19 protein-coding genes are annotated in these 22,416 nt (G+C 67.6%); 10 read left to right on the forward strand and 9 right to left on the reverse strand.

Annotated elements, in window-relative coordinates; all coding sequences use genetic code 11:
* Positions 1-48: 48 nt before the first annotated feature.
* Positions 49-372: a LysR family transcriptional regulator gene (locus HWX87_RS34975; RefSeq protein ID WP_011356385.1), complete on the forward strand. Its 324-nt coding sequence runs from the start codon at positions 49-51 to the stop codon at positions 370-372.
* Between the two features lie 24 nt (positions 373-396).
* Here HWX87_RS34975 and HWX87_RS34980 read toward each other — a convergent pair whose 3' ends face one another.
* The 4 genes from HWX87_RS34980 to motA all read right to left on the reverse strand — a co-directional run bounded on the left by HWX87_RS34980 (position 397) and on the right by motA (position 4,402).
* Positions 397-1,743 (reverse strand): DUF2325 domain-containing protein, encoded by a 1,347-nt coding sequence (locus HWX87_RS34980; protein WP_176051427.1) that lies wholly within the window; start codon positions 1,741-1,743, stop codon positions 397-399.
* Between the two features lie 130 nt (positions 1,744-1,873).
* A complete protein-coding gene (locus HWX87_RS34985) occupies positions 1,874-2,413 on the reverse strand; it encodes a hypothetical protein (RefSeq protein ID WP_176051428.1) in 540 nt (179 codons plus the stop codon).
* A gap of 120 nt (positions 2,414-2,533) precedes the next feature.
* Positions 2,534-3,505, reverse strand: a complete 972-nt coding sequence (gene motB, locus HWX87_RS34990) for a flagellar motor protein MotB (protein WP_176051429.1) — start codon at positions 3,503-3,505, stop codon at positions 2,534-2,536.
* A 27-nt stretch (positions 3,506-3,532) separates the two neighbouring features.
* Positions 3,533-4,402 carry a flagellar motor stator protein MotA gene (motA, locus tag HWX87_RS34995; protein ID WP_176051430.1) on the reverse strand — a complete coding sequence of 290 codons (870 nt, stop codon included), beginning with the start codon at positions 4,400-4,402 and terminating at the stop codon, positions 3,533-3,535.
* A gap of 514 nt (positions 4,403-4,916) precedes the next feature.
* Between motA and HWX87_RS35000 the strand changes: the two genes are divergently transcribed.
* A complete protein-coding gene (locus tag HWX87_RS35000; RefSeq protein WP_176051431.1) occupies positions 4,917-5,801 on the forward strand; it encodes a patatin-like phospholipase family protein in 885 nt (294 codons plus the stop codon).
* A gap of 152 nt (positions 5,802-5,953) precedes the next feature.
* Here HWX87_RS35000 and HWX87_RS35005 read toward each other — a convergent pair whose 3' ends face one another.
* The 3 genes from HWX87_RS35005 to HWX87_RS35015 all read right to left on the reverse strand — a co-directional run bounded on the left by HWX87_RS35005 (position 5,954) and on the right by HWX87_RS35015 (position 9,462).
* A complete protein-coding gene (locus HWX87_RS35005; protein ID WP_176051432.1) occupies positions 5,954-7,435 on the reverse strand; it encodes an aldehyde dehydrogenase family protein in 1,482 nt (493 codons plus the stop codon).
* Between the two features lie 28 nt (positions 7,436-7,463).
* The gene (gene speB, locus HWX87_RS35010) at positions 7,464-8,414 is read right to left on the reverse strand and encodes an agmatinase (protein ID WP_176051433.1); all 951 of its coding nucleotides are present in this window, start codon (positions 8,412-8,414) and stop codon (positions 7,464-7,466) included.
* Between the two features lie 163 nt (positions 8,415-8,577).
* The gene (locus HWX87_RS35015; protein ID WP_176051434.1) at positions 8,578-9,462 is read right to left on the reverse strand and encodes a helix-turn-helix transcriptional regulator; all 885 of its coding nucleotides are present in this window, start codon (positions 9,460-9,462) and stop codon (positions 8,578-8,580) included.
* 198 nt (positions 9,463-9,660) lie between these two features.
* Here HWX87_RS35015 and HWX87_RS35020 point away from each other — a divergent pair, with 198 nt between their 5' ends.
* From HWX87_RS35020 to HWX87_RS35035, 4 genes are all read left to right on the forward strand, one after another.
* Positions 9,661-10,005 (forward strand): cupin domain-containing protein, encoded by a 345-nt coding sequence (locus HWX87_RS35020; protein WP_011356376.1) that lies wholly within the window; start codon positions 9,661-9,663, stop codon positions 10,003-10,005.
* 85 nt (positions 10,006-10,090) lie between these two features.
* Positions 10,091-11,551 carry an FAD-dependent oxidoreductase gene (locus HWX87_RS35025; protein WP_176051435.1) on the forward strand — a complete coding sequence of 487 codons (1,461 nt, stop codon included), beginning with the start codon at positions 10,091-10,093 and terminating at the stop codon, positions 11,549-11,551.
* An 87-nt stretch (positions 11,552-11,638) separates the two neighbouring features.
* Positions 11,639-12,829 carry an MFS transporter gene (locus tag HWX87_RS35030; protein ID WP_176051436.1) on the forward strand — a complete coding sequence of 397 codons (1,191 nt, stop codon included), beginning with the start codon at positions 11,639-11,641 and terminating at the stop codon, positions 12,827-12,829.
* A 133-nt stretch (positions 12,830-12,962) separates the two neighbouring features.
* On the forward strand, positions 12,963-13,883 hold the full coding sequence (locus tag HWX87_RS35035; protein ID WP_039320670.1) for a LysR family transcriptional regulator: 921 nt from the start codon (positions 12,963-12,965) through the stop codon (positions 13,881-13,883).
* Between the two features lie 14 nt (positions 13,884-13,897).
* On the opposite strand, the gene HWX87_RS35040 is transcribed toward HWX87_RS35035, so the two are convergent.
* Positions 13,898-14,728: a helix-turn-helix transcriptional regulator gene (locus tag HWX87_RS35040; protein WP_039320668.1), complete on the reverse strand. Its 831-nt coding sequence runs from the start codon at positions 14,726-14,728 to the stop codon at positions 13,898-13,900.
* A gap of 238 nt (positions 14,729-14,966) precedes the next feature.
* Between HWX87_RS35040 and HWX87_RS35045 the strand changes: the two genes are divergently transcribed.
* The 4 genes from HWX87_RS35045 (at position 14,967) to HWX87_RS35060 (ending at position 20,862) form a co-directional block, all read left to right on the forward strand.
* Positions 14,967-16,691, forward strand: a complete 1,725-nt coding sequence (locus tag HWX87_RS35045; protein ID WP_176051437.1) for an amidohydrolase — start codon at positions 14,967-14,969, stop codon at positions 16,689-16,691.
* 210 nt (positions 16,692-16,901) lie between these two features.
* Positions 16,902-18,017 (forward strand): polyamine ABC transporter substrate-binding protein, encoded by a 1,116-nt coding sequence (locus HWX87_RS35050; RefSeq protein WP_176051438.1) that lies wholly within the window; start codon positions 16,902-16,904, stop codon positions 18,015-18,017.
* A gap of 97 nt (positions 18,018-18,114) precedes the next feature.
* On the forward strand, positions 18,115-19,698 hold the full coding sequence (locus HWX87_RS35055) for a DUF3138 family protein (protein WP_176051439.1): 1,584 nt from the start codon (positions 18,115-18,117) through the stop codon (positions 19,696-19,698).
* An 87-nt stretch (positions 19,699-19,785) separates the two neighbouring features.
* Positions 19,786-20,862, forward strand: a complete 1,077-nt coding sequence (locus HWX87_RS35060) for a C45 family peptidase (RefSeq protein WP_176051440.1) — start codon at positions 19,786-19,788, stop codon at positions 20,860-20,862.
* A 57-nt stretch (positions 20,863-20,919) separates the two neighbouring features.
* Here the strand turns inward: HWX87_RS35060 and HWX87_RS35065 are convergent, their stop codons facing one another.
* Positions 20,920-22,305: an MFS transporter gene (locus HWX87_RS35065; protein ID WP_176051441.1), complete on the reverse strand. Its 1,386-nt coding sequence runs from the start codon at positions 22,303-22,305 to the stop codon at positions 20,920-20,922.
* Positions 22,306-22,416 lie beyond the last annotated feature (111 nt).

The raw sequence follows: 22,416 nt of genomic DNA on the forward strand, positions 1-22,416 counted from the left end.
GACAACATGAAGACTTCGGCACACCCCAAGCCTGAGGTGCGGTTCAGGATGCGTATCCAGCAGGCCGACACGATCGCGCTCGGCCCGGGCAAGGTCGCGCTGCTCGAAGCGGTGCGCGAGCACGGTTCGATTTCGGCGGCGGCGCGCAGCCTGAAGATGTCGTACCGGCGCGCGTGGCTGCTGATGGACGAACTGAACCGGTCGCTGAAATCGCCTGCGACGGTGTCGGAACATGGCGGGCAGAGCGGCGGCGGCAGCGTGCTGACGCCGGTCGGTGAGGAGATCATCCGTCTTTATCGCGGGATCGAGGAGCGCGCGTACGCGGCTTGCGCGGACGACATCGCCGCGCTCACGAAAATGGTGCGTCGCTGAAAGGCGCGTTGCGCCGGCGCCTGCCTACCCGTGCCGCAGGCAGAAGCGTGACGGGTCGCTCGCGGCGCCGTCCGGCACGATGACATCGCGCGCCTGCGCATCGAGCCGCCCGATCAGTTCGACGAAGCTCGCGACGCTGGCGGTCCGCAGCGGGTAGTACGCGATGTGGTGGCGTTCGCAGATGCGCTTGAGCAGGTTCATCGAATCGTGATCGATGCAGTCGACCGGGAACACGACCATCTGCGCGCCCGGCAGCGCAGCGGCCAGCAGGCCCTTGCGATCCTCGATGCCACCGTCGTGCAGCGTCACTTCACCGCCTGACGCCTCGACGATCCGCCGGATCGCCCGGTTCGAACCGGGCCGCCCGCCGACGTAGACAACGCGCGTGCCCTGCAGCATCGACAGCGAATTCGCCGCCCGGTCGACCGGATCGTCCGCCGACGCCTGCACGGCCTGTTCGATCGCGCTCGCTTCGGCGCGCAGCGTCTTCACCATCGCCATCAGGTCGTCGAGCCGTGCGCGCATCGCACGGGCGCTCGCCTGTTCCGCGGCGATCCGCTGCTCGGCGGCTTCGCGGCGGCTGGTGTGCAGCGCGAGCCGTTCGTCGCGCGCGGCTAGCGCCTCGCGCAGTTCATGCACTTCGTCGCGCAACGCGCTTTCGGCGGCCAGCGGCTGCGCGTGGTGGCGCGCGTGGAGCGCATCCCGTTCCTGTAGCGCCGCGTCGCGCTGCGTGCTCATCTCGTGCAGGCGCGCCTGCTGCCGTTCGACCTTCGCGTGCAGTTCCGCATTCTCTTCCTCCAGCGCGACCAGCCGCCGGATATCGGCGCGATTGGCCGCGCCGACCAGATGCGACAGCATGTGCAGGTCGCCGAATGCGGCCTGGCGCACGCCCATCGTCGTGCGCGGATGCGTCATCAGCGCCCAGTACGCGGGCGGAATGTCGCCGCTCTTGAGCGCTTCCTGCCAGCGCGCGAGCAGTTCATCCGCGTCCTTTGCCTGGTCGAACGCGCGTATCGCGCCCGCATAGCGTTCGTCGAGCGCCTTGTGCAATGCCTTCGCGCCGGCCGTGCCGTCGATCGCGAGCTCGACGGCCGCGTGATGGATTTCGAGGTCGGTCGCACGTTGCCGGTCGAGGTCGGTGAACTTCGGCACGAGCTTGCGCAGTTCGTGCGTGGTCAGGCAGGTGCCGATGATCGAGCAGTGCAGGTTCGCATCGAGTTCGGACAGGCGCGTGCGGCGCTTCAACTCGACCTGTTGCGCGCGGGACGGCGCGCAGCACGCGTCGATCCGCGCGCCGGCGGCCGCGGACGGATGGCCGCCCGGCGACGAGAGATCCGCCGTGCGGGCAAGGCGAAAGGGCGGAGCGTGCATGTTGACCTCTATCCGGCACGATCGGACCGGAGACGGATGCGCGAAAGATCTGCGAAATATACCACGGAATATAACGGGGTAAATTCCGGGGAAACCACCGGGTGGCGCCGGGCGGCGCCGGGTGGCGCGGTCAGCAGAGCGCCGTCGAACGGTCGGTTTGCGGCAGCGCGGCCGGTGCCGCGGGCGAAACGGGGAGCGATGGCGGCGCGTGGCGCGCCATCACGGATTCGACGCACAGCCCGACGAACAGCACGTCGACGCGCTCCAGCGCAGCGACCGCGTCGCGCATGGCGGCCGGGTCGTTGCTGAACGAATCGGAAAACACGTCGTCGCGCGTGCGTTCGAGGCCGCGCGCTTGACCGATCGCGCGTTCGAGGTCGGGCAGACGCGTGAAGCGGGCGGCGCGTGCTTCGTGTTCGAGCGTCGCCAGCAGTTCACGAAAGCCCAGCGCCGACAATGCTTCGTCCGGCATCGCGTCGGCGTGTGCGGACGAGAGCATCCGGATGAAACGCACGATGCTGCCGCGCAGGCGCCGGAACGCATCGACGACATCCGTGACCTGCTGCGCCCGCGCGTCGCTCGACAACGGCTTGAGTGCGCGGATCTTGCGCGCAATCGGCTGTTCCCGAGCGGTACGCGGCGGGGCGCGATCCGTCGACGTGCGGGCCATGCAGTTTCTCCGGGTGGGCAGGTATCGATATATTCTACGGAATATATCGGGTACGCAAAAAAAAAGACGACACCGTGCCGCGCGGCAGGGTGTCGTCAACGGCCTGAAAGGCCGCGCTCGTCAGTTGATCGTTGCCGGGTGCTGCCGCGCGAGCGCGACCGGCGGGACGGCTGGCCGGATGCCGGGTGTCTCGTCGACGGTCGTGCGTCCACCGTCGCGAAAGAACGCCTGTTCGGCGGCATTGTTCATGACGAGGATGCTGATGCGGCGATTGGTCGGCTCGTCCGCCACGTTCCGGTCGAGCGGCAGCACATCCGCGAGCCCGCGCACCTGCAGCAGCTTTGCTTCCCGCAACCCGCCGGCGACCAGCGCGCGCCGCGCGGCGTTCGCGCGATCGCTGGACAGTTCCCAGTTCGAATAGCCGTTCGGGCCGTCGGGATACGGTGTCGAATCGGTATGCCCGGCGATCGACACGCGGTTTTCGACGTCGTCGAGCGCCGCGCCGACCTGCGTGAGAATCGCGGTCGCATAGCTTTCCGGTTGCGAACTGCCTGATGCAAACATCGGGCGCTTGAGCGAATCGACGATCTCGATGCGCAGGCCCTCGTGGGTGATCGCGATCCGGATCTGGTCCTGGTAGGCGCGCAACGACGGACTCTGTGCGATCGCCGCGGTCAGCTTCGCCTTCAGGCGTTCGAGCTTTTGCGTATCGACGATGCTCGCGAGCGCCGTGGGCGAGCTGGCCGGCACCGGTTGCGCTTTCGCGTTGATTGCCGGCGCGGGGTCCGACAGGTCGCGGCCGCCGCCTTGCACGACACTCGGACGCGGTGCCTGCGCATCTTTCCCGCCCGACAGGAGCGTCGACAGCGGCGTGTTGAAGTAGTCCTCGATCCCCTGCTTGTCGTACTTCGAGACCGAGCCGAGCAGCCACATCAGCAGGAAGAACGCCATCATCGCCGTGACGAAATCGGCGTAGGCGATTTTCCATGCGCCGCCGTGGTGGGCGTCGTGGTCCTCGCCTTTCTTGCGGCGCACGACGACGAGCGACGGCGATGCGGACTGTTTCGACGAACTGGAGCGATGGTCGGCCATGGCGTGTTCCGTATCCTCGCGTATCCGTTACGCGGCCTTGGGCGACTTCGTCGCGCGGACGGCGTCGTCGAGTTCCTTGAAGCTCGGGCGATCGGCGGTGAACAGCACCTTGCGGCCGAACTCCACCGCCACCGATGGCGCGTAGCCGCTCATCGACGCGAGCAGCACGGCCTTCACGCACTGGAACGGCTTGGCCGCGGCGCGGCCCTTCGCGTTGAGCAGATCCGCGAGCGGCCCGACGAAGCCATACGCGAGCAGGATGCCGAGGAACGTGCCGACGAGCGCGCCGGCGATCATCTTGCCGAGCACGGCGGGCGGCGCGCCGACGGAGCCCATCGTGTGCACGACGCCCATCACCGCGGCGACGATGCCGAACGCCGGCAGGCCGTCGGCCATCTTCTGGATCGCATTGGCCGCGACCGACGCTTCCGCATGGTGCGTGTGCAGTTCCTCATCCATCAGGTCCTGCATCTCCAGCACGTTCACGTTGCCGCTCGACATCATCCGCAGGTAGTCGACGATGAAGTCGAGCAGGTGATGGTCTTCGAGCACATGCGAATACTTCTGGAACAGCGGGCTTTGTTCGGGGGCATCGACGTCGGCCTCGAGCGCCATCATGCCGTCCTTGCGCGCCTTCTGCAGCAGTTCGTACAGCAGCGCGATCAGTTCGACGTATTGCTGCTTCGTATAGCCGCCGCCCTTGAAGCAGGTCGGCAGGCTCTTGATGGTCTTCTTCAGTGTCGTGACCGGATTGCTGACGACGAACGCACCCAGCGCGGCGCCGAAAATGCACAGCAGTTCGAACGGTTGCAGCAAGGCCGGCAAATGGCCGCCCACGCCGACAAAGCTGCCGATCACCGACGCGATCACGACGATCCACCCGATGGCTACAAACATGATTACCTCATCCGCGACTAGCGCTGCTGCATCTGTTTTGGAAAAGCGAGCGGGATGCCTGGCGGTCTCGCTCACTACCCGCAACGGCGCCGGATCGCTGCGTGTCGGGTGCGATCCGGGCGGTCGTCCCGATGCGTCGCAACGCGATGCCCGTCGGCGGGTGTTGATGCAATAACGGCGATCGTCGGGACGACTGAACCCGTGATTCCACGTATCGCGCGTGATTCACGCCCCGGCACACGTTTGCGGGCGGCGATGTGCGCGACTTTCTTGATCGAGGTCAAAAAGTGCGCGGCCTTCGCGTGGAGTTCCGTATCGATGCGGCCCGGAAGGGGGGGCGACAGTCGTAACGCTCCCCGTGAAAGCTTCATCGCGGGATGCCGGGGAACGCGGCGCGCATCGTCGGCCGGACGGCGGGGCCGCGCGCCGGCAGGGTTTTCATCAGGACATCCGGAGCGCCGCGCGATCCATCATGGCGAAGGTACTGTCTTGGCAAACCGCAGGAGGGCACCCCGTGACTCCCGATCCCACTCCCTCGACCGCCTTCGTGTTCGCCGGCGGCGGCAGCCTTGGCGCGATCGAGGTCGGCATGCTCCGCGAGCTGGTCGCGAGCGGCGAACGGCCCAATTGCGTCGTCGGCGCGTCGGCGGGCGCGATCAATGCGGCCTATTTCGCCGGCCGGCCGGACGCGGACGGCGTCGCGATGCTCGCCGCGCTGTGGTGCCGGATCCGCCGCCAGGACGTCATGCCGTTCTCGATGCGCAGCATCGTCGCGATGCTGCTGCGCAACCGGCCGCATCTGGTCGAGGCCGATGCGCTGCGCTTCCTGCTGGAACAGAACCTGCCGTACCAGCGGATCGAGCAGGCCGCGCTGCCGCTCCACATCGTCGCGACCGACGTGCTGAGCGGCCGCGAAGTCGTGCTGTCCGCCGGCCCGGTCGTGGATGCCGTGCAGGCCAGCGCGGCGATTCCCGGCGTGTTTCCGTCGGTCAGCATCGGCGGCGTGGAACTCGTCGACGGCGGCGTCGCGAACAATACGCCGATCTCCGTGGCGATCGCGCTCGGCGTCAAGCGGATCGTCGTGCTGCCGGCCGGGTTCGCCTGTGCGTTGCGCGCACCGCCGCGCAGCGCGATCGCGCATGCGACGCACGCGCTGACGCTCGTGATCGCGCGGCAACTGGTGCGCGATCTGGAACTGTATGCGGCGCGCGCGCAAATCCACGTCGTGCCGCCGCTCTGTCCGCTCGACGTGTCGTCATACGATTACTCGCAGTGCGCGCACCTGATCGACAAGGCCGCGGAACGCACGCGCGCGTGGATCGATGGGGGCGGGCTCGCGCAGTGCGAGATTCCCGGCCCGCTGCACGAGCACGATCACGCCGCGGCGCTGTCGCATTGAAGGTTGCCCGCGCGTCGTGGCAACTCACGGCCGACGAACGTGGATTGCCGGGCCGCCGGGCGCTCTCCGCGGAATTCCGCGAAGCACGCAAAAAAAAAGCGGCACCGTGCGATTCGCCACGGTGCCGCCAACGGCCTGAACGGCCGCACTGGTCAGTCGATCGCGCGCATCGCGTGGCGCAGTTCCTGATAGCTGCGCAGCCCCGCGACGCCGAGTTCGCGGCCGATCCCGCTGAGCCCGAAGCCGCCCCAGCACACGTGCGGATAGATGAGCTGCGGTGCATTGATCCACACGAGCCCCGCGCGCACGCGCTGCTGGAATTGCCTCGCGATACCTGCATCGCGCGTCACGACGGTCGCGACGAGCCCGTAGCGCGTGTCGTTCGCGAGCGCGATGGCCTCGTCGTCGGTGCGGAACGATTTCACGCACGCGACGGGGCCGAACACTTCGTCGGTCCACAGCGGGTTGTCGGCCGCCGGCTCGGCGATCACGGCGGGTGCCATGAAGAAGCCGGCACCGCAGGCCTCCGTCACCCGGCCGCTGAAGGCGACGCGTGCGCCCGCATCGATGCCCTGCTGAAGCATCGCTTCGACGCGCGTACGCTGCGCGGCCGAGATCAGCGGCCCCATCGCGACCTGTTCCGCGGCGGGCGGCGCGACGACGAGCGCACGCACGGCCGTCTCGAACGCGGCCATGAAGCTGCGGTACACGCTGTCGTGCACGAGGATGCGCGCGGTGGCCGAGCACATCTGGCCCGCGTTCGTGAACGCGCCCGCGACCGCGAGCGACACCGCGACGTCGAGATCGGCGTCGTCGCGCACGATCAGCGACGACTTGCCGCCGAGTTCGAGCGTCACGCGCTTCATGTCGACAGCGGCGGCCTGCATGACCTTGCGTCCGGCCGCCGTGCTGCCCGTAAACGAAATCTTGTCGATCAGCGGATGCGCGGTCAGCGCCGCGCCGACCTCGGCGCCGCCGTTCACCACGTTGACGACGCCGGCCGGCACACCGGCTTCGGCAACGATCTCGAGCAGCGCGTGCTCGGTCGGCGATGTGAGTTCGGACGGCTTCAGCACGACCGCGCAGCCGGCCGCGAGCGCGGGCGCGAGCTTCCACGCGGTCGTGACCATCGGGAAGTTCCACGGCATGACGAGCGCCGCGACGCCGACCGCGTCGTAAAAGCGTTCGGCCGTGACGGCGTCGCTCGGCAGCGCGACCGGTTCGGCCGCGAACAGCGCCGGGTCTTCGCACAGCTTTGCGTAGTACGCGAACGTGGCGGCGACGTCGCCGACGTCGGCCTCGGCCTCGAACGGCGGCTTGCCGCTGACCTGCATCTGCAGCGCGGCCAGGCGATCGCGCGACGCTTCGACGCGCGCGGCGATTGTCGCGAGCACGCGGCCGCGTTCGGCCGGCGGCGTGTCGCGCCAGCGGGCGAATGCGTCGCGCGCGGCGCGCACCGCGGCGTCGACGTGCGCGGCCGTCGCGAATTCCTGCCAGCCGATCGCGTTGCCGGTCGACGCGTCGAAGATCGGCGCGCCAGCCGTGTCGGAATGCGTATGCACGGGCTGGCCGGCGATGTGCGCGGCGGGCAGCACGAACGTCGCGGCGGAAGGGGAAAGCTCGGCGGTAGACATGAGGTTCATCCTGTCGAGATCGGTCGGGTTAGCGGTAGGCGACGCCCGGCATCACGCAGAGCATCTCGAACGCGAGGTTCGCGCCCGTGAGCGCGGTGGTGCCGGCCGGATCGTACGGCGGCGACACTTCGACGAGGTCCGCACCGACGATGTTCAGGCCCTTCATCCCGCGGATGATTTCCAGGCCCTGCTGCACGGTGAGGCCGCCGATTTCCGGCGTGCCGGTGCCGGGCGCGAACGACGGGTCGAGGCCGTCGATGTCGAAGCTCAGGTAGACCGGCGTGTCGCCGACGCGTTCGCGCACCTGCGCCATCAGCGGCACGAGCGACTTGTTCCAGCATTCCTCGGCCTGCACGACGGTGAAGCCCTGCTGGCGGCACCAGTCGAAATCGTCCGCGTGGTAGCCGGTGCCGCGCAGGCCGATCTGCGTGACCTTGTCGCATTGCAGCAGCCCGTCTTCCACCGCGCGGCGGAACGGCGTGCCGTGCGCGATCTTCTCGCCGAACATCGTGTCGTTCACGTCCGCATGCGCGTCGATGTGGACGACGGCGACCTTGCCGTACTTCTTGTGCAGCGCGCGCAGGATCGGCCACGCGATCGTGTGATCGCCGCCGAGCGTGATCGGCCGGCAGCCGTTCGCGACGATCTCGTCGTACGCCTCTTCGATGCGGCGCACCGAGTCCTTCAGGTCGTACGGGTTGGTCGCGACGTCGCCGATGTCGGCCACCTGCAGCGAATCGAAGGGTGCTGCGCGCGTGGCCATGTTGTACGGGCGCAGCAGCACGGATTCGGTACGGATCTGGCGCGGGCCGAAGCGCGAGCCCGAGCGGTTCGAGGTGCCGAGGTCGAGCGGCACGCCGACGAAGCACACGTCGAGGCCGTCGGTCGTCGCGGCCTGCGGCAGCCGCATCATCGTGGCGATGCCGCCAAAGCGCGGCATTTCGTTGCCGCCCATCGGTTGATTGAGTTCGCGGGGCATGGGGCCGTCTCCTTTTTCTGAGGTAAAGCGATCGGCCGATGGTAGAGGAGAACGCCCGCGCGAAGATTTTGAAGTCGCAACGTTTACATCGACGGGTCTCGATGCGAGTGGCGCCGCCGCATCGACGCCGTGCAACCGGAGCCGGCCGCGCCGCCGGGGTGGCTCAACCCGCGATGGCCGGCGGCGTGGTGCCGTCGTGCGATCCGGCGGAAGGGAATGCGGTGGTTGCCGAACCCCACGCGGCGAGTTCGCGTTTGGTCCGCACGCCGAGCTTCGCGAACGCGCGCTTCACGTACGACTCGGCCGACGCGACGCGCACGCCGAGAATCTCGGCGGTTTCGGGCACGGTCTTGCCGGAGATCAGGTGCTTGCAGGTTTCGTATTCGCGTTTCGACAGTTTCACGCCGTCGGCCGCGATGCGCGCGTCGAACTGCGCGAGCGGATGGACTTCCGGTGTCGGATGCGCGACGCGCCGCACGGCGGTCGTCGACGCGTGCAGTTCGAGCAGCGGGAACAGCACGTCGCTGATGCTGCGGAAGCGGTTCATCTCGGCGAGCGTGAACGGCGGCCGGTCGCGGCCGCGCTCCAGCGCGATCGAGTGCTGCGAATAGCGCGTGCCGCGCGCGAGCACGCATTCGTGCCCGATCTGCACGTCGTCGAAGATCCGCTGGCGGAATTCGCCGGGCGGGATCGCCGCGATGTCGCGCACGACGAGCATCGTGCCCGTCTTGCCGCGCAGCCCCGCGAACAGCGGGTCGCTGTCGAGAAAGCGCTCGTAGTAGAGCGTCATCACGTCGGAGATTTCGTTGGATTCGGTGCCGATGCCGCTGCTGCCGATCCATTCGCATCGGTAGCCGGTGGGCATCGAGCCGTCGACGCGCGAGCGTTCGACATGCGCGACGTCGAGCGGTACCACTTCGTTGAGCAGTTGCGTGAGGCGCGGCACGAAGTGCGGCGTGCCGACCGTCTCGATCAGCTCGCCCAGCGCCTTGAACGACACGTTGAAGCGGTCGTTGTCGCGGTGGAAGGGGTTCACGTTGAGCAGCATGCGGTTCCCCGGTGAAAAGCGGGCGGATTGTAGCGTCGGCAACGAAAAACGTCATTAGGGGGAAATACCGGCAGGTGTCCTTGCGACCTGCCTTGCCCTGGAAAACACCGCTTGTCCCCCCCGGAGGGGGGCATACCGGGGCAGTGTAAATGAGTAACTTTGTCTCTGCTTTTTTCAATCAAGAGACGAAAGATTCTGATGACCAAACTGATCAAGGACATCCTGCCGCTGGGCGCAGGTATCGGCGAATTCACGAAGCTCGACTTCGGAATGGACGAAAGCGACTGGCGCGCGGCGGAAGGCAAGAGCGGCAACTACATCATCGGCTGGTGGGAAGGCAAGGTCGGCTCGGTGGAGTTTCCGGAAACGGCGGCCGACGAAGCGGTATGGCTCGTCGAGGGCCGGATCGCGCTGACCGACGTCGAAGGCAACCGCAAGGAATTCACGCCGGGCCAGGGCTACCTGCTGCCGGCCGGCTTCGCGGGCCGCTGGGAGACGATCGAGGACGCGAAGAAGTTCTACGTGCTGCTCGAGAAGTCGTGATGTCCGAAGCCGCCGCCGTGGTGTCGTCGTCCGTGTGACGCGAGCCCGGCGGCGGTTTCGTTTTTCGCGTGTGATGGCTGGGATCATGGAAATGGAAGTCAACGAAGCAAAACAGACCGCGCCGATGCAGGCGCACGCGCTGCGTGGCGCGCCGGTCGCGCTGGGCGTCGAGGCGGCGCTCGCGAATACGAAGCTGTTCCCGTACTGGCTCGACAACCCGGCCGCGCCGGCCACCGAGCCGGAACTCGTCGGTGACGTGAGCGCCGACCTGCTGATCGTCGGCGGCGGCTTCACGGGGCTGTGGTCGGCCGTGCAGGCGAAGGAACAGATGCCGCACCTGAACGTGGTGCTGATCGAGGCCGGCAAGGTGGCGCACGGCGCATCGGGCCGCGCGGGCGGGATCATCTCGACGTCGGTGATGCACGGGCTGCCGAACGCGGTACGCGTGTTCCCGAACGACATCGCGCAGCTCGAGACGTTCGGCCATCACAACCTCGACGGCTTCGAGGAAACGCTGAAGCGCTACGACATCGACGCCGACATCGAGTGGAACGGCGAGATGACGGTCGCGGTCGATCCCGAGCACATCGCGCACCTGAAGGGCGATTACGACCTGCATCGCGAATACGGCCACAACGTCGTGCTGCTGAATCGCGAGGAAACGCTCGAACAACTGAATTCGCCGATGTTCGCCGGCGCGCTGTGGTCGCGCAACCGCAGCGGCATCGTGCATCCGGCCAAGCTCGCGTGGGGGCTGAAGCGCGCGGCGCTGTCGCTCGGCGTGAAGCTGTACGAGCACACGCCGCTCGTGACCGTGACCGACGAAGGCAGCACGGTGTTCGTGACGACGCCGAAGGGCAGCGTGCGCGCGCCGCGCGTCGTGTTCGGCAGCGGTACCGCGAAAGTCGGGATTCCCGACATCAACCGCCGCGTGATGCAGGTGCGCGACCACGTGCTCGCGACCGAGCCGCTGACCGACGAGCAGCTCGCGCGGATCGGCTGGAAGAATCGCCAGGGCGTGTACGACACGCGCACGCAGCTCAACTATTTCCGGCTGACGAAGAACAACAACATCATCTTCGGCGGCCTCGTCAGCTATCACTTCGACGGCGATCCGGAGCCGCATCAGGACGGCCAGCGCGAGACCTACTACCGGCTCGCGGAAGCGTTCTACCGCACCTTCCCGCAACTGTGCGACGTGCGTTTCTCGCATGCGTGGGGCGGCCCGATCGACTATTGCTCGCGCGGTTCGGTATTCGCGAAGCGCTATCTCGGCGACAAGGCCGTGTTCGTCGCCGGCTATACGGGCTTCGGCGTCGCGGCGAGCCGGTTCGGCGCGTTCATGGGGCTGAACATCCTGTTCGACCGCGACAGCCCCGAGCGCAAGCTCGACATCGCGAACCAGAGCCCGAGCTACATTCCGCCGGAGCCGATGCGCTGGGTCGCCGCGAAGATCACGTTCCACGCATTCGACGGCGCGGACGCCGAAGGCGGCTGGAAGCGCGCGTGGATCAGCGGCCTCAAGGCGATGGGCTTCCCGATGTAAGCGACACGGCGGCCCGGGCCGGGCCGCCGCCATACCAAACTCCCCCGAGGAGACGGTCCGCGCCGCGGACACGGAGAGAGACACCAGATGAATGTAGTCAACCTGCAGGATGAAGCGCGACAGGAAAGCGCGCTGTTCGTCGTCGTGATGCTGCTGCTCGGCATCCTCGGGCCGACGGTCTTTCTCGGCCTGCCCGCGATCGTCGGGCAGGTCGAACGCCATTGGGGCTTCGGCGAAGCGGCGCTCGGGCTGTCGAGTTTCGTCGAGGTGCTCGGCGAATCGACGGGCACGCTGCTCGTCGCGTTCGTGCTCGGCCGCCAGCCGGTGCGGTGGGTGCTCGCGGGTGCGGTGACGCTCGCGGCCGGCGCGAACCTCGGCACGCTCGCGACGCACGGGCTCGTCGCGTATTCCGCGTTGCAGTTCATCGCGGGCGTCGGCTCGGGCGGGCTGAACGGCATCGCGCTGCGCTACCTGTCGTATTCGCGCGCGCCGGAACGCAATCTCGGGATCATGCTGATGGGGCAGGTGACGTGGAGCATGGTGCTGCTTGCCTACATTTTCCCGATGCTGAGCGGAACATGGGGCGCGCACGGCGTGTTCGGCTTCGTCGCATGCGTGCTCGGCGTGTTCGTGCTCGCGGCGCCGCTGTTTCGCCGCGGCGAGACGCTGGCCGTACCGACGCCGGCCGGCGTCGCCGGCAGCATCGACCGGAAGGGCGCGATGCTCGTGCTGTGCGCGCAGCTTGCGTTGTATGGCGGTGTCGGCGTCGTGTGGACCTTCCTCGAGAAGATCGGCACCGATGCGGGCCTGAGCGGCAAGTCGGTATCGCTCGTGCTCGGTATCGCGAACGTCGCGAGTCTCGTGATCTGCGCGGCGATGCCGAAACTCGGCGCCGGCAAGGGCCTGCGCCGCTGGACGCTCGTGAACCTCGGCGGCTGCGCGGTCGCGGCCGTGCTGCTCGCGATGCCGGCCTCGGTCGCGACCTTCACGCTCGGCGCGATCGTGTTCATCGGCTGCTGGACGGGCGGCGCGCTGCTGATCTACGCGACGATTCCGCAGTACGACCTGATCGGCAAGTCGGCCGCGCTGTCGCCGGGTTGCGTCGCGCTCGGCTATGGCGTCGGTTCGGTCGCGGGCGGCTCGCTGATCGAGAGCGCGGGCACGCAGTCGGCGCTGATCGCGGCGATCGTGCTGTGCGCGGTGGCGTTCCTTTGCTACAGGCGGCTGCGGCCGGCCGTGTTCGGCATGGAACGCGCGTTCGCGGTGGCATCTGAATGACGGTTGCGACGCGCGCCGTTGCCGATGGCGGCGCGCGTCCGGTTCGGTTCATCGGCGCAGGCGGCCGGCGTGGCGCGCGATGCGCGTCGTGCGGGCCGGCCGGGCAACGCGCACACGCGCAGCGGCTTGAAGCATGTTCTCGAATACTTCCGATCTCGATCTCCGGCTCATCCGGGTCTTTCTGGCCGTCGTCGACGCACGCGGCATCACGGCCGCCGAGGCGTCGCTCGGCGTGCGGCAGTCGACCATCAGCACGCAGCTGTCGGCGCTCGAAGCGCGCGTCGGCTTCAAGCTGTGCGATCGCGGGCGCGGCGGCTTTCGCCTGACGTCGAAGGGCGAACGCTTCGCGGCCACCGCACGCACGCTCGTCGCGGCAACGTCCGAATTCGTCGCGCGCGTGCGCGACATCGACCGCAAGCTGGTCGGCACGCTGTCGATCGGGTTGATCGGCCAGGCGCCGCTCGTCGAGAACGCGCGCGTGGCCGACGCGATCGGTGCGTTCCGCAAGCGCGACCAGGCCGTGACGTTCTCGATGAAGGTCGCGTCGCCGCAGGAGCTTGAGGAAAGCCTCGTCAACAACCAGCTCGATCTCGCGATCGGCTATTTCTGGCATCGCGTGCCGGGCCTGCTCTACACGCCGCTCTTCACCGAGCAGCAGGTGATCTACTGCGGGCGCGGGCATCCGCTGTTCCATGCGTCGCGGCCCGTGACGGCCGACGACCTGCAGCTTCACGACTGGGTGTGGCGCACCTATCCGGTGCCGGAGGAGCAGTATCCGCTGCCGGAGCGGCGCGTGACCGCGAGCGCGGACAGCATCGAGGCCGCGACGATCCTGATCCTGTCGGGCGGTCATCTCGGCTACCTGCCCGCACATTACGCGGAGCCGTTCGAGCAGCGCGGGCTCGTGAAGGCCGTCGGCCGCACGACGTTCAGCTTCGACGTGCCGCTGCATCTCGCGATGAAGCGCAGCACGAGCGACAAGCCGATCGTCGATGCATTCTGCGAGGACTTGCTGCGCGCCTTCAACATCAAGGCGGCCGCACTGGCCGCGTAAATACGGGCGCGCGCTCAGCAGTCGACCAGCACCCAGTCGAACAGCTCGCGGCGCGTGCGCACGCCGAGCTTCGCGAACGCGCGCTTCACGTACGACTCGGCCGTCGACAGTTTCACGTCGAGCTGCTGCGCGGCCTCGGGCACCGAGCGCCCGCACAGCATCAGCCGGCAGATCTCGTGTTCGCGGCGCGACAACTGCACGTCCTGCCGCTCGAGGCGTGCGTCGAAGCTCGCCTGCGATTCGACATTCACCGACACCGCCGCCACGCGCCGCGCCGCGCAGGTGCGCGCATGCAGCTCGAACATCGGGAACAGCAGGTCGACCATCTGGCGGAAGTGGAACAGCTCGTCCGTCGTGAACGCGGCGCGCCCGACGGTGCGCGCGAGCCCGAGCGCGTACTGCAGGTGCGCGTTGCCGTGCACGAGCAGGCATTCCTGCCCGATGCCGGGTTCGTCGAAGATCCGCCGGCGGAACTCGCCTTGCGCGATGCCGTCGACATGGCGCTGCACGAGCAGCGTGCCGGCCTTGCCGCGCAGCGGCGCGACCAGCGGGTCGGCCTGGCAATAGTCCTGGTAGTAGACGTCCATCACGCGCAGCGTATCGGCCGCGAAGCGCAGGCTGCCGCTGCCGAGCCATTCGACCACGAAGCCCGACGTGCTGCCCGTGTCCGCGCGCCAGCGTTCGAGGTGCACGGCGTCGGCGTCGATGCTGTCGTTGACGAACTCCGTCACCGCGCCGACGAAATCCGGCGTGCCGACCGCGCGTAACGTCGCGCCGAGCGAATCGGGGCGCACGCCGATCAGGTAGTGGCCGCGGGCGGCAGGGTCGGGCTGGAGAAGTCGCATGGTCGGGCCGGAGCGGTCAAGGGACAGCGCGACGTTACGCGAACGCCGTGCACGCGTCAGCCGGGAATTCACCGGATCCACCCCGCGGATTTCGCGCGTTGTCCCCAAAACGATGACAAGACCGTGCGCGCGGCCGCGGGAATTCGCCCAAGCCCCGGCGGCGGGGGGGCATACCGGCGCGAATCGTCTGCCTATAGTGAAAGCACTTCGAAAACCTGATGACCAGAAAGGACAGGCCATGCAGATGCAACCGACGCCCGCCGCCACGACGCCGGCGGATTTCGTTCTGACCAACGCGAAGGTTTATACCGTCGATCCGCACAAGCCGTGGGCGCAGGCCGTCGCCGTGCGCGACGGCCGGATCGTGCACGTCGGCGACACGGCGGCCGTGCAGGCGTACGTCGGTGCGCAGACGAAGGTGGTCGACGCAGCAGGCCGGCTCGTGCTGCCGGGCTTCGTCGAATCGCACTGGCACTTCGAGACGACCGCGTTCGCGTTCCAGGCATTCGTGAACTACGAGGATCCGCAGAAGGTGCTTGGTGCGCTGCGCGCCTACGTCGAAGCGCATCCGGACGAGCCGGCGATCACCGGGATGGGCTGGGTGCAGGCGACGATTCCGCCGGCGATGTTGCGCAAGGAGACGCTCGACGCGATTTGCGCGGATCGTCCCGTGTGCCTGCTGTCGACCGATTTCCATTCGATGTGGGTGAACTCGAAGGCGCTGGAGATCGCCGGCATCGACGCGTCGACGCCGCCCGTTCAGGAAGGCGCGAGCTGGTTCGAGAAGGATGCGGTGACGGGCGAGCCGACCGGCCTGATCGTCGACGGCGCCGCGTATTCGCTGCTGATGCAGCGGATCAGCGCGGCCGGCCTGCTGCCGACCGGCATCGACCTGTACCTGAAATCGATTCCGCCCTGGCAGAAGAAGCTGTGCGCGGCAGGCGTGACGACCGTGTTCGACGCGGGCTTCTTCGATCCGAGCGGCGACCAGTCGCTGCTGTACGAGACGCTGCAGACGATGGAGCGCGCGGGCGACCTGAAGCTGCGGGTGGTCGGCAGCGTCGCGGTGATCGGCGAGATCGACGATCCGGTCGGCACGCTCGTCAAATACCGCGAGCAGTACGATTCGCCGCTCGTGAAGGCGCGCGCGCTGAAGCTGTTCCTCGACGGCACCGAGGCGAACCACACCGCCTACCTGCTCGAACCGTACGCGGACCGACCCGACACCTGCGGCGCGCCGACGATGCCGGCCGACACGTTCAACCGCTATCTGGTCGAAGCCGATCGCGCGAACGCGAACGTGATGGTCCATTGCGTCGGCGACGCGGCCGTGCGGATGGCGCTCGACGGCTTCGACGAGGTGAACCGCTCGAACCCGCCACGCGACCGCCGCCACGTGATCACGCACGCGTTCCTCACGCATCCGGACGACATCCCGCGCTTCCGCCGCGCGGGCGTGATGGCGAACACGCAGCTGCAGTGGGGCGTGGTCGACGCGTACACCGAGCAGCTGCGCGACCACTACGGCCACGAGCGCTGGAGCAACATGTACAAGTTCCGCACGTTCCTCGACGAAGGCGTGACGGTGTCGATCGGCATGGACGGCCTCGCATGCCAGTGCCGCTGCCAGCACAAGCCGCTCGAACACATCGAGTCGGGCCATACGCGCCAGCTCGCGGGCGAGCCCGATGCGCCGGTGTTCCCGGATATCGCCGAGCGCCTGAGCATTCCGCAGCTGATCGCCGCGTATACGATCCACGGCGCGTACCAGCTCGGGATGGAGCACGAGGTCGGCTCGCTCACGCCCGGCAAGCGCGCGGATCTCGTCGTGCTCGAGAACGACCTGTTCGAGGTCGGCCAGTACGACATCGGCCGTATCGACGTCGGGCTGACGATGATGGGCGGCCGTGTCACGCACGTGGGCGAGGAATTCGGCGTGCGCACGGGCGTGCAGGCATCCTGAGCGGTTTTGCGCCGGCGAAGCGGCACGGAAGCTTTCAAATCGCTTCCGTGTCGTGCCGATCGGCGCATCCGTCCGGAACCGGATGCCCCGATTGTGCAGCGTGTCCCCCTATTGGCAGGGCAGACCGGCCAATTTCCTCTGGCTACATTTTTCCGGACCGAAGCACACCCCGTTCATCGCGAGCGGATCATGATATCGACGGAGGAAACCATGGCAGGGGATTGGAGCAAGCATCTGGGAACGGCATGCGCGGCGCTCGCGCTGGGCGGCGTCCTGTGGGCCGGCGTGCCGGTTGCGCACGCGGCGGACGTCGTCAACGTATACAACTGGGGCAACTCGATCGGCAAGGCGACGATCGCGAACTTCGAGAAGGCGACCGGCATCAAGGTCGTCTACCAGGAGTTCGATTCGAACGAGACGCTGCAGGCGAAGCTGCTGTCGGGCACGTCGGGCTACGACGTCGTCGTGCCGTCCGACATCTTCTGGGCGCGGCAGCTGCAGGCCGGCATCTACCGCAAGATCGACAAGAGCCAGGTGCCGAACTACGGGCTGCTCGATCCGGAAATCATGAAGGTGCTGTCGAAGGACGATCCGGGCAACCAGTTCGGCATTCCGTGGACATGGGGCACCGACGGGCTCGGGATGAACGTCGAGAAGGTGAAGGCCGCGCTCGGCAACGACGCGCCGCTCGACAGCTGGGCGCTGCTGTTCGACCCGAAGTACGCGCAGAAGCTGAAGCACTGCGGCGTGTCGGTGCTCGATTCGCCGGTCGATGCGTTCGGGATGGCGCTGGTCTACCTGAAGAAGGATGCGAACACGACGAACCCGGCCGACTACCAGGCCGCGTACGAGCTGCTGAAGTCGGTGCGGCCGTACATCACGCAGTTCAATTCGAGCAGCTACATCAACGATCTCGCGGGTGGCGACATCTGCCTCGCGCTCGGCTGGTCGGGCGACGTGAACTCCGCGCGGATCGCGGCCGCTTCCGCGAAGAAGCCGTATCACATCAAGTACGTGATCCCGACCGAGGGCAGCGCGCTGTGGTTCGACATGATGGCGGTGCCGAAGGATGCGCCGCACCCGGACGCCGCGCTGAAGTTCGTCAACTTCGTGCTGTCGGAGAAGGAGAGCGCGAACCTGACCAACGACACGTCGTACCCGTCGGCCGTGCCGTCGTCGAAGCACCTCGTGCGCGCTGAAGTGACGAGCGATCCGGCCGTGTTCCCGCCCGCCGACGTGATCCGCAAGCTGAGTCTCAGCAAGCCGGTTCCGCCCGAGCTGATGCGTCTGCAGAACCGTCTCTGGACGAAGCTGAAGACCGAGTAAGCCGGCCGCCGTTCCCCGCACTCCCGCATACCTTACGCGCGCCCCGCCGCTCATCGCGGCGGGCGGGGGCGCGCTCGTCCCGACGACCACCCAGAACATGAAAATCAAACACATGACGGCGCTGTGCCTGCTCGCATTCGAAGCGGCCTCGGCGTTCGCACACACATCACCGCAAGCGACCGATGCCGGCAAGATGAAGGCGCTGCAGGCGCAGGTCACCGCGTTGCAGCAGCAGGTGAACGAGCTGCGCGCGAGCATGCTGGCGGCGAAGCCGGCCGGCGCCGCCAAGACGGCCACTGCCGCATCGGGCAGCGCGAAGATCGGCACGATCAACACGGCGGCGGCCGCCGCGCCGGCAGCCGATTCCGTACCGGCGTTCACCAACGACGACCTGCAGCAGATGCGCGAACAGATCGCGAACGCGTCGCTGAAGGTCGACTCGCTGCAGGAAGCCGCGACGACCGGCCCGCTCGCGGGCCTGAGCATCACCGGCTACGTCGATCCCGTGTACCTGTTCAACCGTGCGCAGCGCACGTCCGGCTTCCAGTTCCTGAATCACGACCCGGGTGCGTACGACTACTACAACAGCACGATCGGCGACGTCTACCTCGACATCAAGAAGACCTTCGGCGTCGGCCCGATGGCGCCGGCAGCGGAGATCGTGATCCAGCCGAACCGCGGCTTCGGCAACGTGTTCAGCAATTCGCACGGCGGCGTCGGCAACAACATCGTCACGCAGGCGGTGGTCACCGTGCCGCTCAGCACGACGCGCACCTTCGAGATCGGGATGATGCCGAGCCTCGCGGGCTACGAGGTGCAGCCGTCGAACCAGATGCTCACGCTCACGCACGGGATGCTGTACGACTTCAGCGAGCCGGGCAACCTGATCGGCATCGGGCTGAAGGGTTCCAACGCGGCGATGACGCGCTTCTGGCAGGTCGTGATCGGCAACGAGGTGCTGCGCACCGCCGGCGCGATCGCGAACGCGGCCAACAACACGACGAAGACCAACTGGACGCCGACGATCACCGCGCGCTTCGACAACGCGACGTCGACGGCCTTCGACTTCGGCATCTCCGGGATGCTCGGCCGGCAGTCGCTGTTCTCGCCGTGCGCGGTGGCGGGCGGCTACGGCTACCAGTGCAACGGCTCGTCGCCGACCGGCCTCTACAAGTACGTGGAAGCCGACATGACCTATACGCACGACAAAACGCAGGTCAACGCGCAGGTCGACTACGGCGAGCTGCAGAAGGGCGCATGGAACGGCGGCACCGCGCGCTGGTACGGGATGTCGCTGCTGGGCCATACGAAGTGGACGCAGGCGTGGGTCGGCCGCATGGGCGCGACGCTGCGCTTCGACTACCTGAACAACACGTCGAACGGCGGCGGCGGCACGAACATCCAGTACGGGCTCGCGGGCGGCAACCCGTCGGTGAACGGCACGAGCGGCTTCGGCATCGATCCGGCGTGCTTCCAGGGTTCGGCGACAAACGGCACCGAGTGCAAGGGCGCGCAGCGCTATGCGATCACGGCCGACCTGTTGTTCTATCCGACGCAGCAGATCACCGTGAAGCTCGAATACCGCCACGACGCGGCGAACCATCCGGTGTTCCTGAAGAGCAACGGCACGTACGCGCGCAGCAACGACCTCGCCGGGATGCAGTTCATCTACTCGTTCTGACGATTGGCGTGGGCCGATTTTTTCGTACAACGCAACATGTTCCGGGCCGCGCGGGCCCGGATCCAGTTCAACACAGGAGGTTTGATCTTGAAGCTGCACACATTCGCGACCGACATTACCGATCCGCGCGAGCGGGGCCGCCTGATCGGCGCGCGTTTCGCGCCGGCGATCCGCGAAACGGTCGCGCTTTATCTCGCGTTTTTCCCGAAGCTCGGCATCGATCCGCAGCGCGCGCGGGAGATCGGCGAAGCGAGCCTGGCCGCGCTCGACGCATGGTGCCCGCGCCTGGCCGCCGAAGTCGAGGCGATCGCCGACGGCGTCGAGCTGCCGCGCTGGCAGCTCGCGTGCCTGAACGCGCGCACCGAGATTCTCGCGACCGCGCCCGCGTCGGCCGAGGGCGAATGCTCGACGACCGTCTACGCGCCGGCCGGCCCGCAGGCGCCACGCACGCTGCAGACGTGGGACTGGCACGACAGCCTCGCGCCGCAGGGGCTGCTGATGCAGTTCTCGACGTCGCAGGGCGGCACCGTCAAGCTGTTCACCGAATTCGGGATGCTCGCGAAACTCGGCGTGAACAGCGCGGGGCTCGGGCTGCATTTCAACATCCTGCATCACGCGAGCGACAACGACAGCGCGGGCGTGCCCGTGCACGCGATCGCGCGGCGCCTGCTGGAGGATGCGACGACGGTGCAGGAGGCGATCGAGATCGCGCGCACCGCGCGCGTGAGCGCATCGACGGTGCTGACCGTGTTTACGCGGCACGACGCGAACCCGCGCGCCGCGAGCATTGAATTGAGCCCGTCGGGTGTTGGTGTGGTCGTGCCGCGTCCGGACGGCTGGCTGCTGCATACGAACCACTTCCTCGATCGCGCGTTGAGCGGCGGCGAATGCATGCCCGACAGCTCGACCACGCGCGAGCGCTTCGCGCACCTGAACCAAGTCGTGACCGGGATGACGAGCGCCGATGTGCGCGAGCGCGCGGCGGCGATGTGCGGTGCGGCCGGCGACGCGGCCGTCGTGTGTTTCCACCCGGACCTGTCAATGCCCGACACCGAGCGCTGGGAAACGCTGCTGACCGTCGGCATCGATACCGATGCGTGCGCGCTCGACTACGTGGCCGGCAATCCGCACGCTCTCGCGCGCGACGGGTTCATGCGGTTCTGACGCCGCACGCGGGCGGCGGCAAGGCAGGGCGGCACGCGTGTGCCGCCCTCGTGATGCTCATGCGTCGATGCGCTCGACCTTGCCGACGAGCAACCCGTACGACAGGCTGCCTGCGAGCGCCATCGCGGCGATGTAGGTGATCGCGCGCGAGAAGTCCGCGCCGTCGACCAGCAACCCGATGACGATCGGCGTCGCGATCGCAGACAGGTTGCCGATCAGGTTGAACATGCCACCCGTGAGGCCGAGCAGCCGCGCCGGCGCGAGCCCCGACACCAGCGACCACGTGATCGATGCGAAGCCGTTGCCGAAGAACGCGATCGTCATGAACGCGATCACCCAGCCCGTCGACGTGACGTAGTTCGCGCCGATGATGCAGGTCGAGATCAGCAGCCCCGAGATGATCGGCAGCTTGCGTGCGAAGCCTTGCGATGCGCCGCGGCGCATCAGCCAGTCCGACAGCACGCCCGAACACAGCACGCCGACGAATGCGGCGAGGAACGGCAGCGACGCAAGGAAGCCCGACTTGATGAAGTCCATTCCGCGATACTTGACGAGGTAGGTCGGGAACCACGTGAGGAAGAACCACAGCGTCGAGTTCAGCGCGAACTGGCCGAGGTAGATGCCCCACAGCTTGCGCCGGCCGAGCACGACGCCCAGGTCGCGCCACGTCGACGGCGCGCGTTCGCTGCGCGCCGCGATGCGGTCCTCGAGATCGACGAGACCGCCGCCATCGCGAATCAGTGCGATCTCGGCCGCGTTGACGCCGCGAAACGCGCGCGGCTCGCGATACACCGCATACCAGATCGCAGCCCATGCGATGCCGGCGAGGCCCGTCGCGACGAACACCATGTGCCAGCCGAGATGCACCTGCAGCCACGCGAGCACCGGCGTCAGGAACGCGAGGCCGACGAACTGGCCCGACGTGTAGCCGCCGATCGCGCTGGCGCGTTCGCGGGTCGGGAACCACGTCGTGACCACGCGGTTGTTGATCGGGTAGGCCGGCGCCTCCAGTGCGCCGACCGCGAGACGCAGCACGATCAGCCCGACGAACGAGCCCGCGAAACCGAGCAGCAGCGTCGCGGCCGACCACAATGCAAGCGCGCCTGCATACAGCACGCGCGGCGACACCTTGTCGACGAGCCAGCCGCCCGGAATCTGCATCAGCGCGTAGGTCCAGCCGAATGCCGAGAACACCAGGCCCGCGCGGACGGGATCGATGTTCAGTTCCTTGAACAGGGCGGGTGCGGCGATCGACAGGTTGCTGCGGTCGAGATAGTTGATCACGACCGTGATGAACAGCAGCGCGAGGATCAGCAGGCGCTTGCGGCTGGGTGGCGCGGCTTGTGCCGCGGCCACACGGGCGGCGGAATCGGATGCAATGCCGGCGTGTGCGTGCAACTGATCCGTCGGGTTCGCGTGAGTGCGCGACGCGGATTGGGCCACGGTTGTCTCCTGTGTTCTGTGCCCGGCCGGCGCCCGCGAACGGGGCGGCCGAATCGAATGGCGTTGGGGCGAACGTTAGAGCCGTGGAGCGAAGCGCGTCAACATTTGAGC

It is taken from the genome of Burkholderia sp. BCC1644, assembly GCF_902833225.1.
Lineage (GTDB): Bacteria > Pseudomonadota > Gammaproteobacteria > Burkholderiales > Burkholderiaceae > Burkholderia.

Excerpts from the sequence above, each read along its gene's own strand:
- HWX87_RS34975 (WP_011356385.1), top strand. The coding sequence starts at position 49 with ATGCGTATCCAGCAGGCCGACACGATCGCGCTCGGCCCGGGCAAGGTC.
- HWX87_RS34980 (WP_176051427.1), bottom strand. The coding sequence starts at position 1,743 with ATGCACGCTCCGCCCTTTCGCCTTGCCCGCACGGCGGATCTCTCGTCG.
- HWX87_RS34985 (WP_176051428.1), bottom strand. The coding sequence starts at position 2,413 with ATGGCCCGCACGTCGACGGATCGCGCCCCGCCGCGTACCGCTCGGGAA.
- motB (WP_176051429.1), bottom strand. The coding sequence starts at position 3,505 with ATGGCCGACCATCGCTCCAGTTCGTCGAAACAGTCCGCATCGCCGTCG.
- motA (WP_176051430.1), bottom strand. The coding sequence starts at position 4,402 with ATGTTTGTAGCCATCGGGTGGATCGTCGTGATCGCGTCGGTGATCGGC.
- HWX87_RS35005 (WP_176051432.1), bottom strand. The coding sequence starts at position 7,435 with ATGTCTACCGCCGAGCTTTCCCCTTCCGCCGCGACGTTCGTGCTGCCC.
- speB (WP_176051433.1), bottom strand. The coding sequence starts at position 8,414 with ATGCCCCGCGAACTCAATCAACCGATGGGCGGCAACGAAATGCCGCGC.
- HWX87_RS35015 (WP_176051434.1), bottom strand. The coding sequence starts at position 9,462 with ATGCTGCTCAACGTGAACCCCTTCCACCGCGACAACGACCGCTTCAAC.
- HWX87_RS35020 (WP_011356376.1), top strand. The coding sequence starts at position 9,661 with ATGACCAAACTGATCAAGGACATCCTGCCGCTGGGCGCAGGTATCGGC.
- HWX87_RS35025 (WP_176051435.1), top strand. The coding sequence starts at position 10,091 with ATGGAAATGGAAGTCAACGAAGCAAAACAGACCGCGCCGATGCAGGCG.
- HWX87_RS35030 (WP_176051436.1), top strand. The coding sequence starts at position 11,639 with ATGAATGTAGTCAACCTGCAGGATGAAGCGCGACAGGAAAGCGCGCTG.
- HWX87_RS35035 (WP_039320670.1), top strand. The coding sequence starts at position 12,963 with ATGTTCTCGAATACTTCCGATCTCGATCTCCGGCTCATCCGGGTCTTT.
- HWX87_RS35040 (WP_039320668.1), bottom strand. The coding sequence starts at position 14,728 with ATGCGACTTCTCCAGCCCGACCCTGCCGCCCGCGGCCACTACCTGATC.
- HWX87_RS35045 (WP_176051437.1), top strand. The coding sequence starts at position 14,967 with ATGCAGATGCAACCGACGCCCGCCGCCACGACGCCGGCGGATTTCGTT.
- HWX87_RS35050 (WP_176051438.1), top strand. The coding sequence starts at position 16,902 with ATGGCAGGGGATTGGAGCAAGCATCTGGGAACGGCATGCGCGGCGCTC.
- HWX87_RS35055 (WP_176051439.1), top strand. The coding sequence starts at position 18,115 with ATGAAAATCAAACACATGACGGCGCTGTGCCTGCTCGCATTCGAAGCG.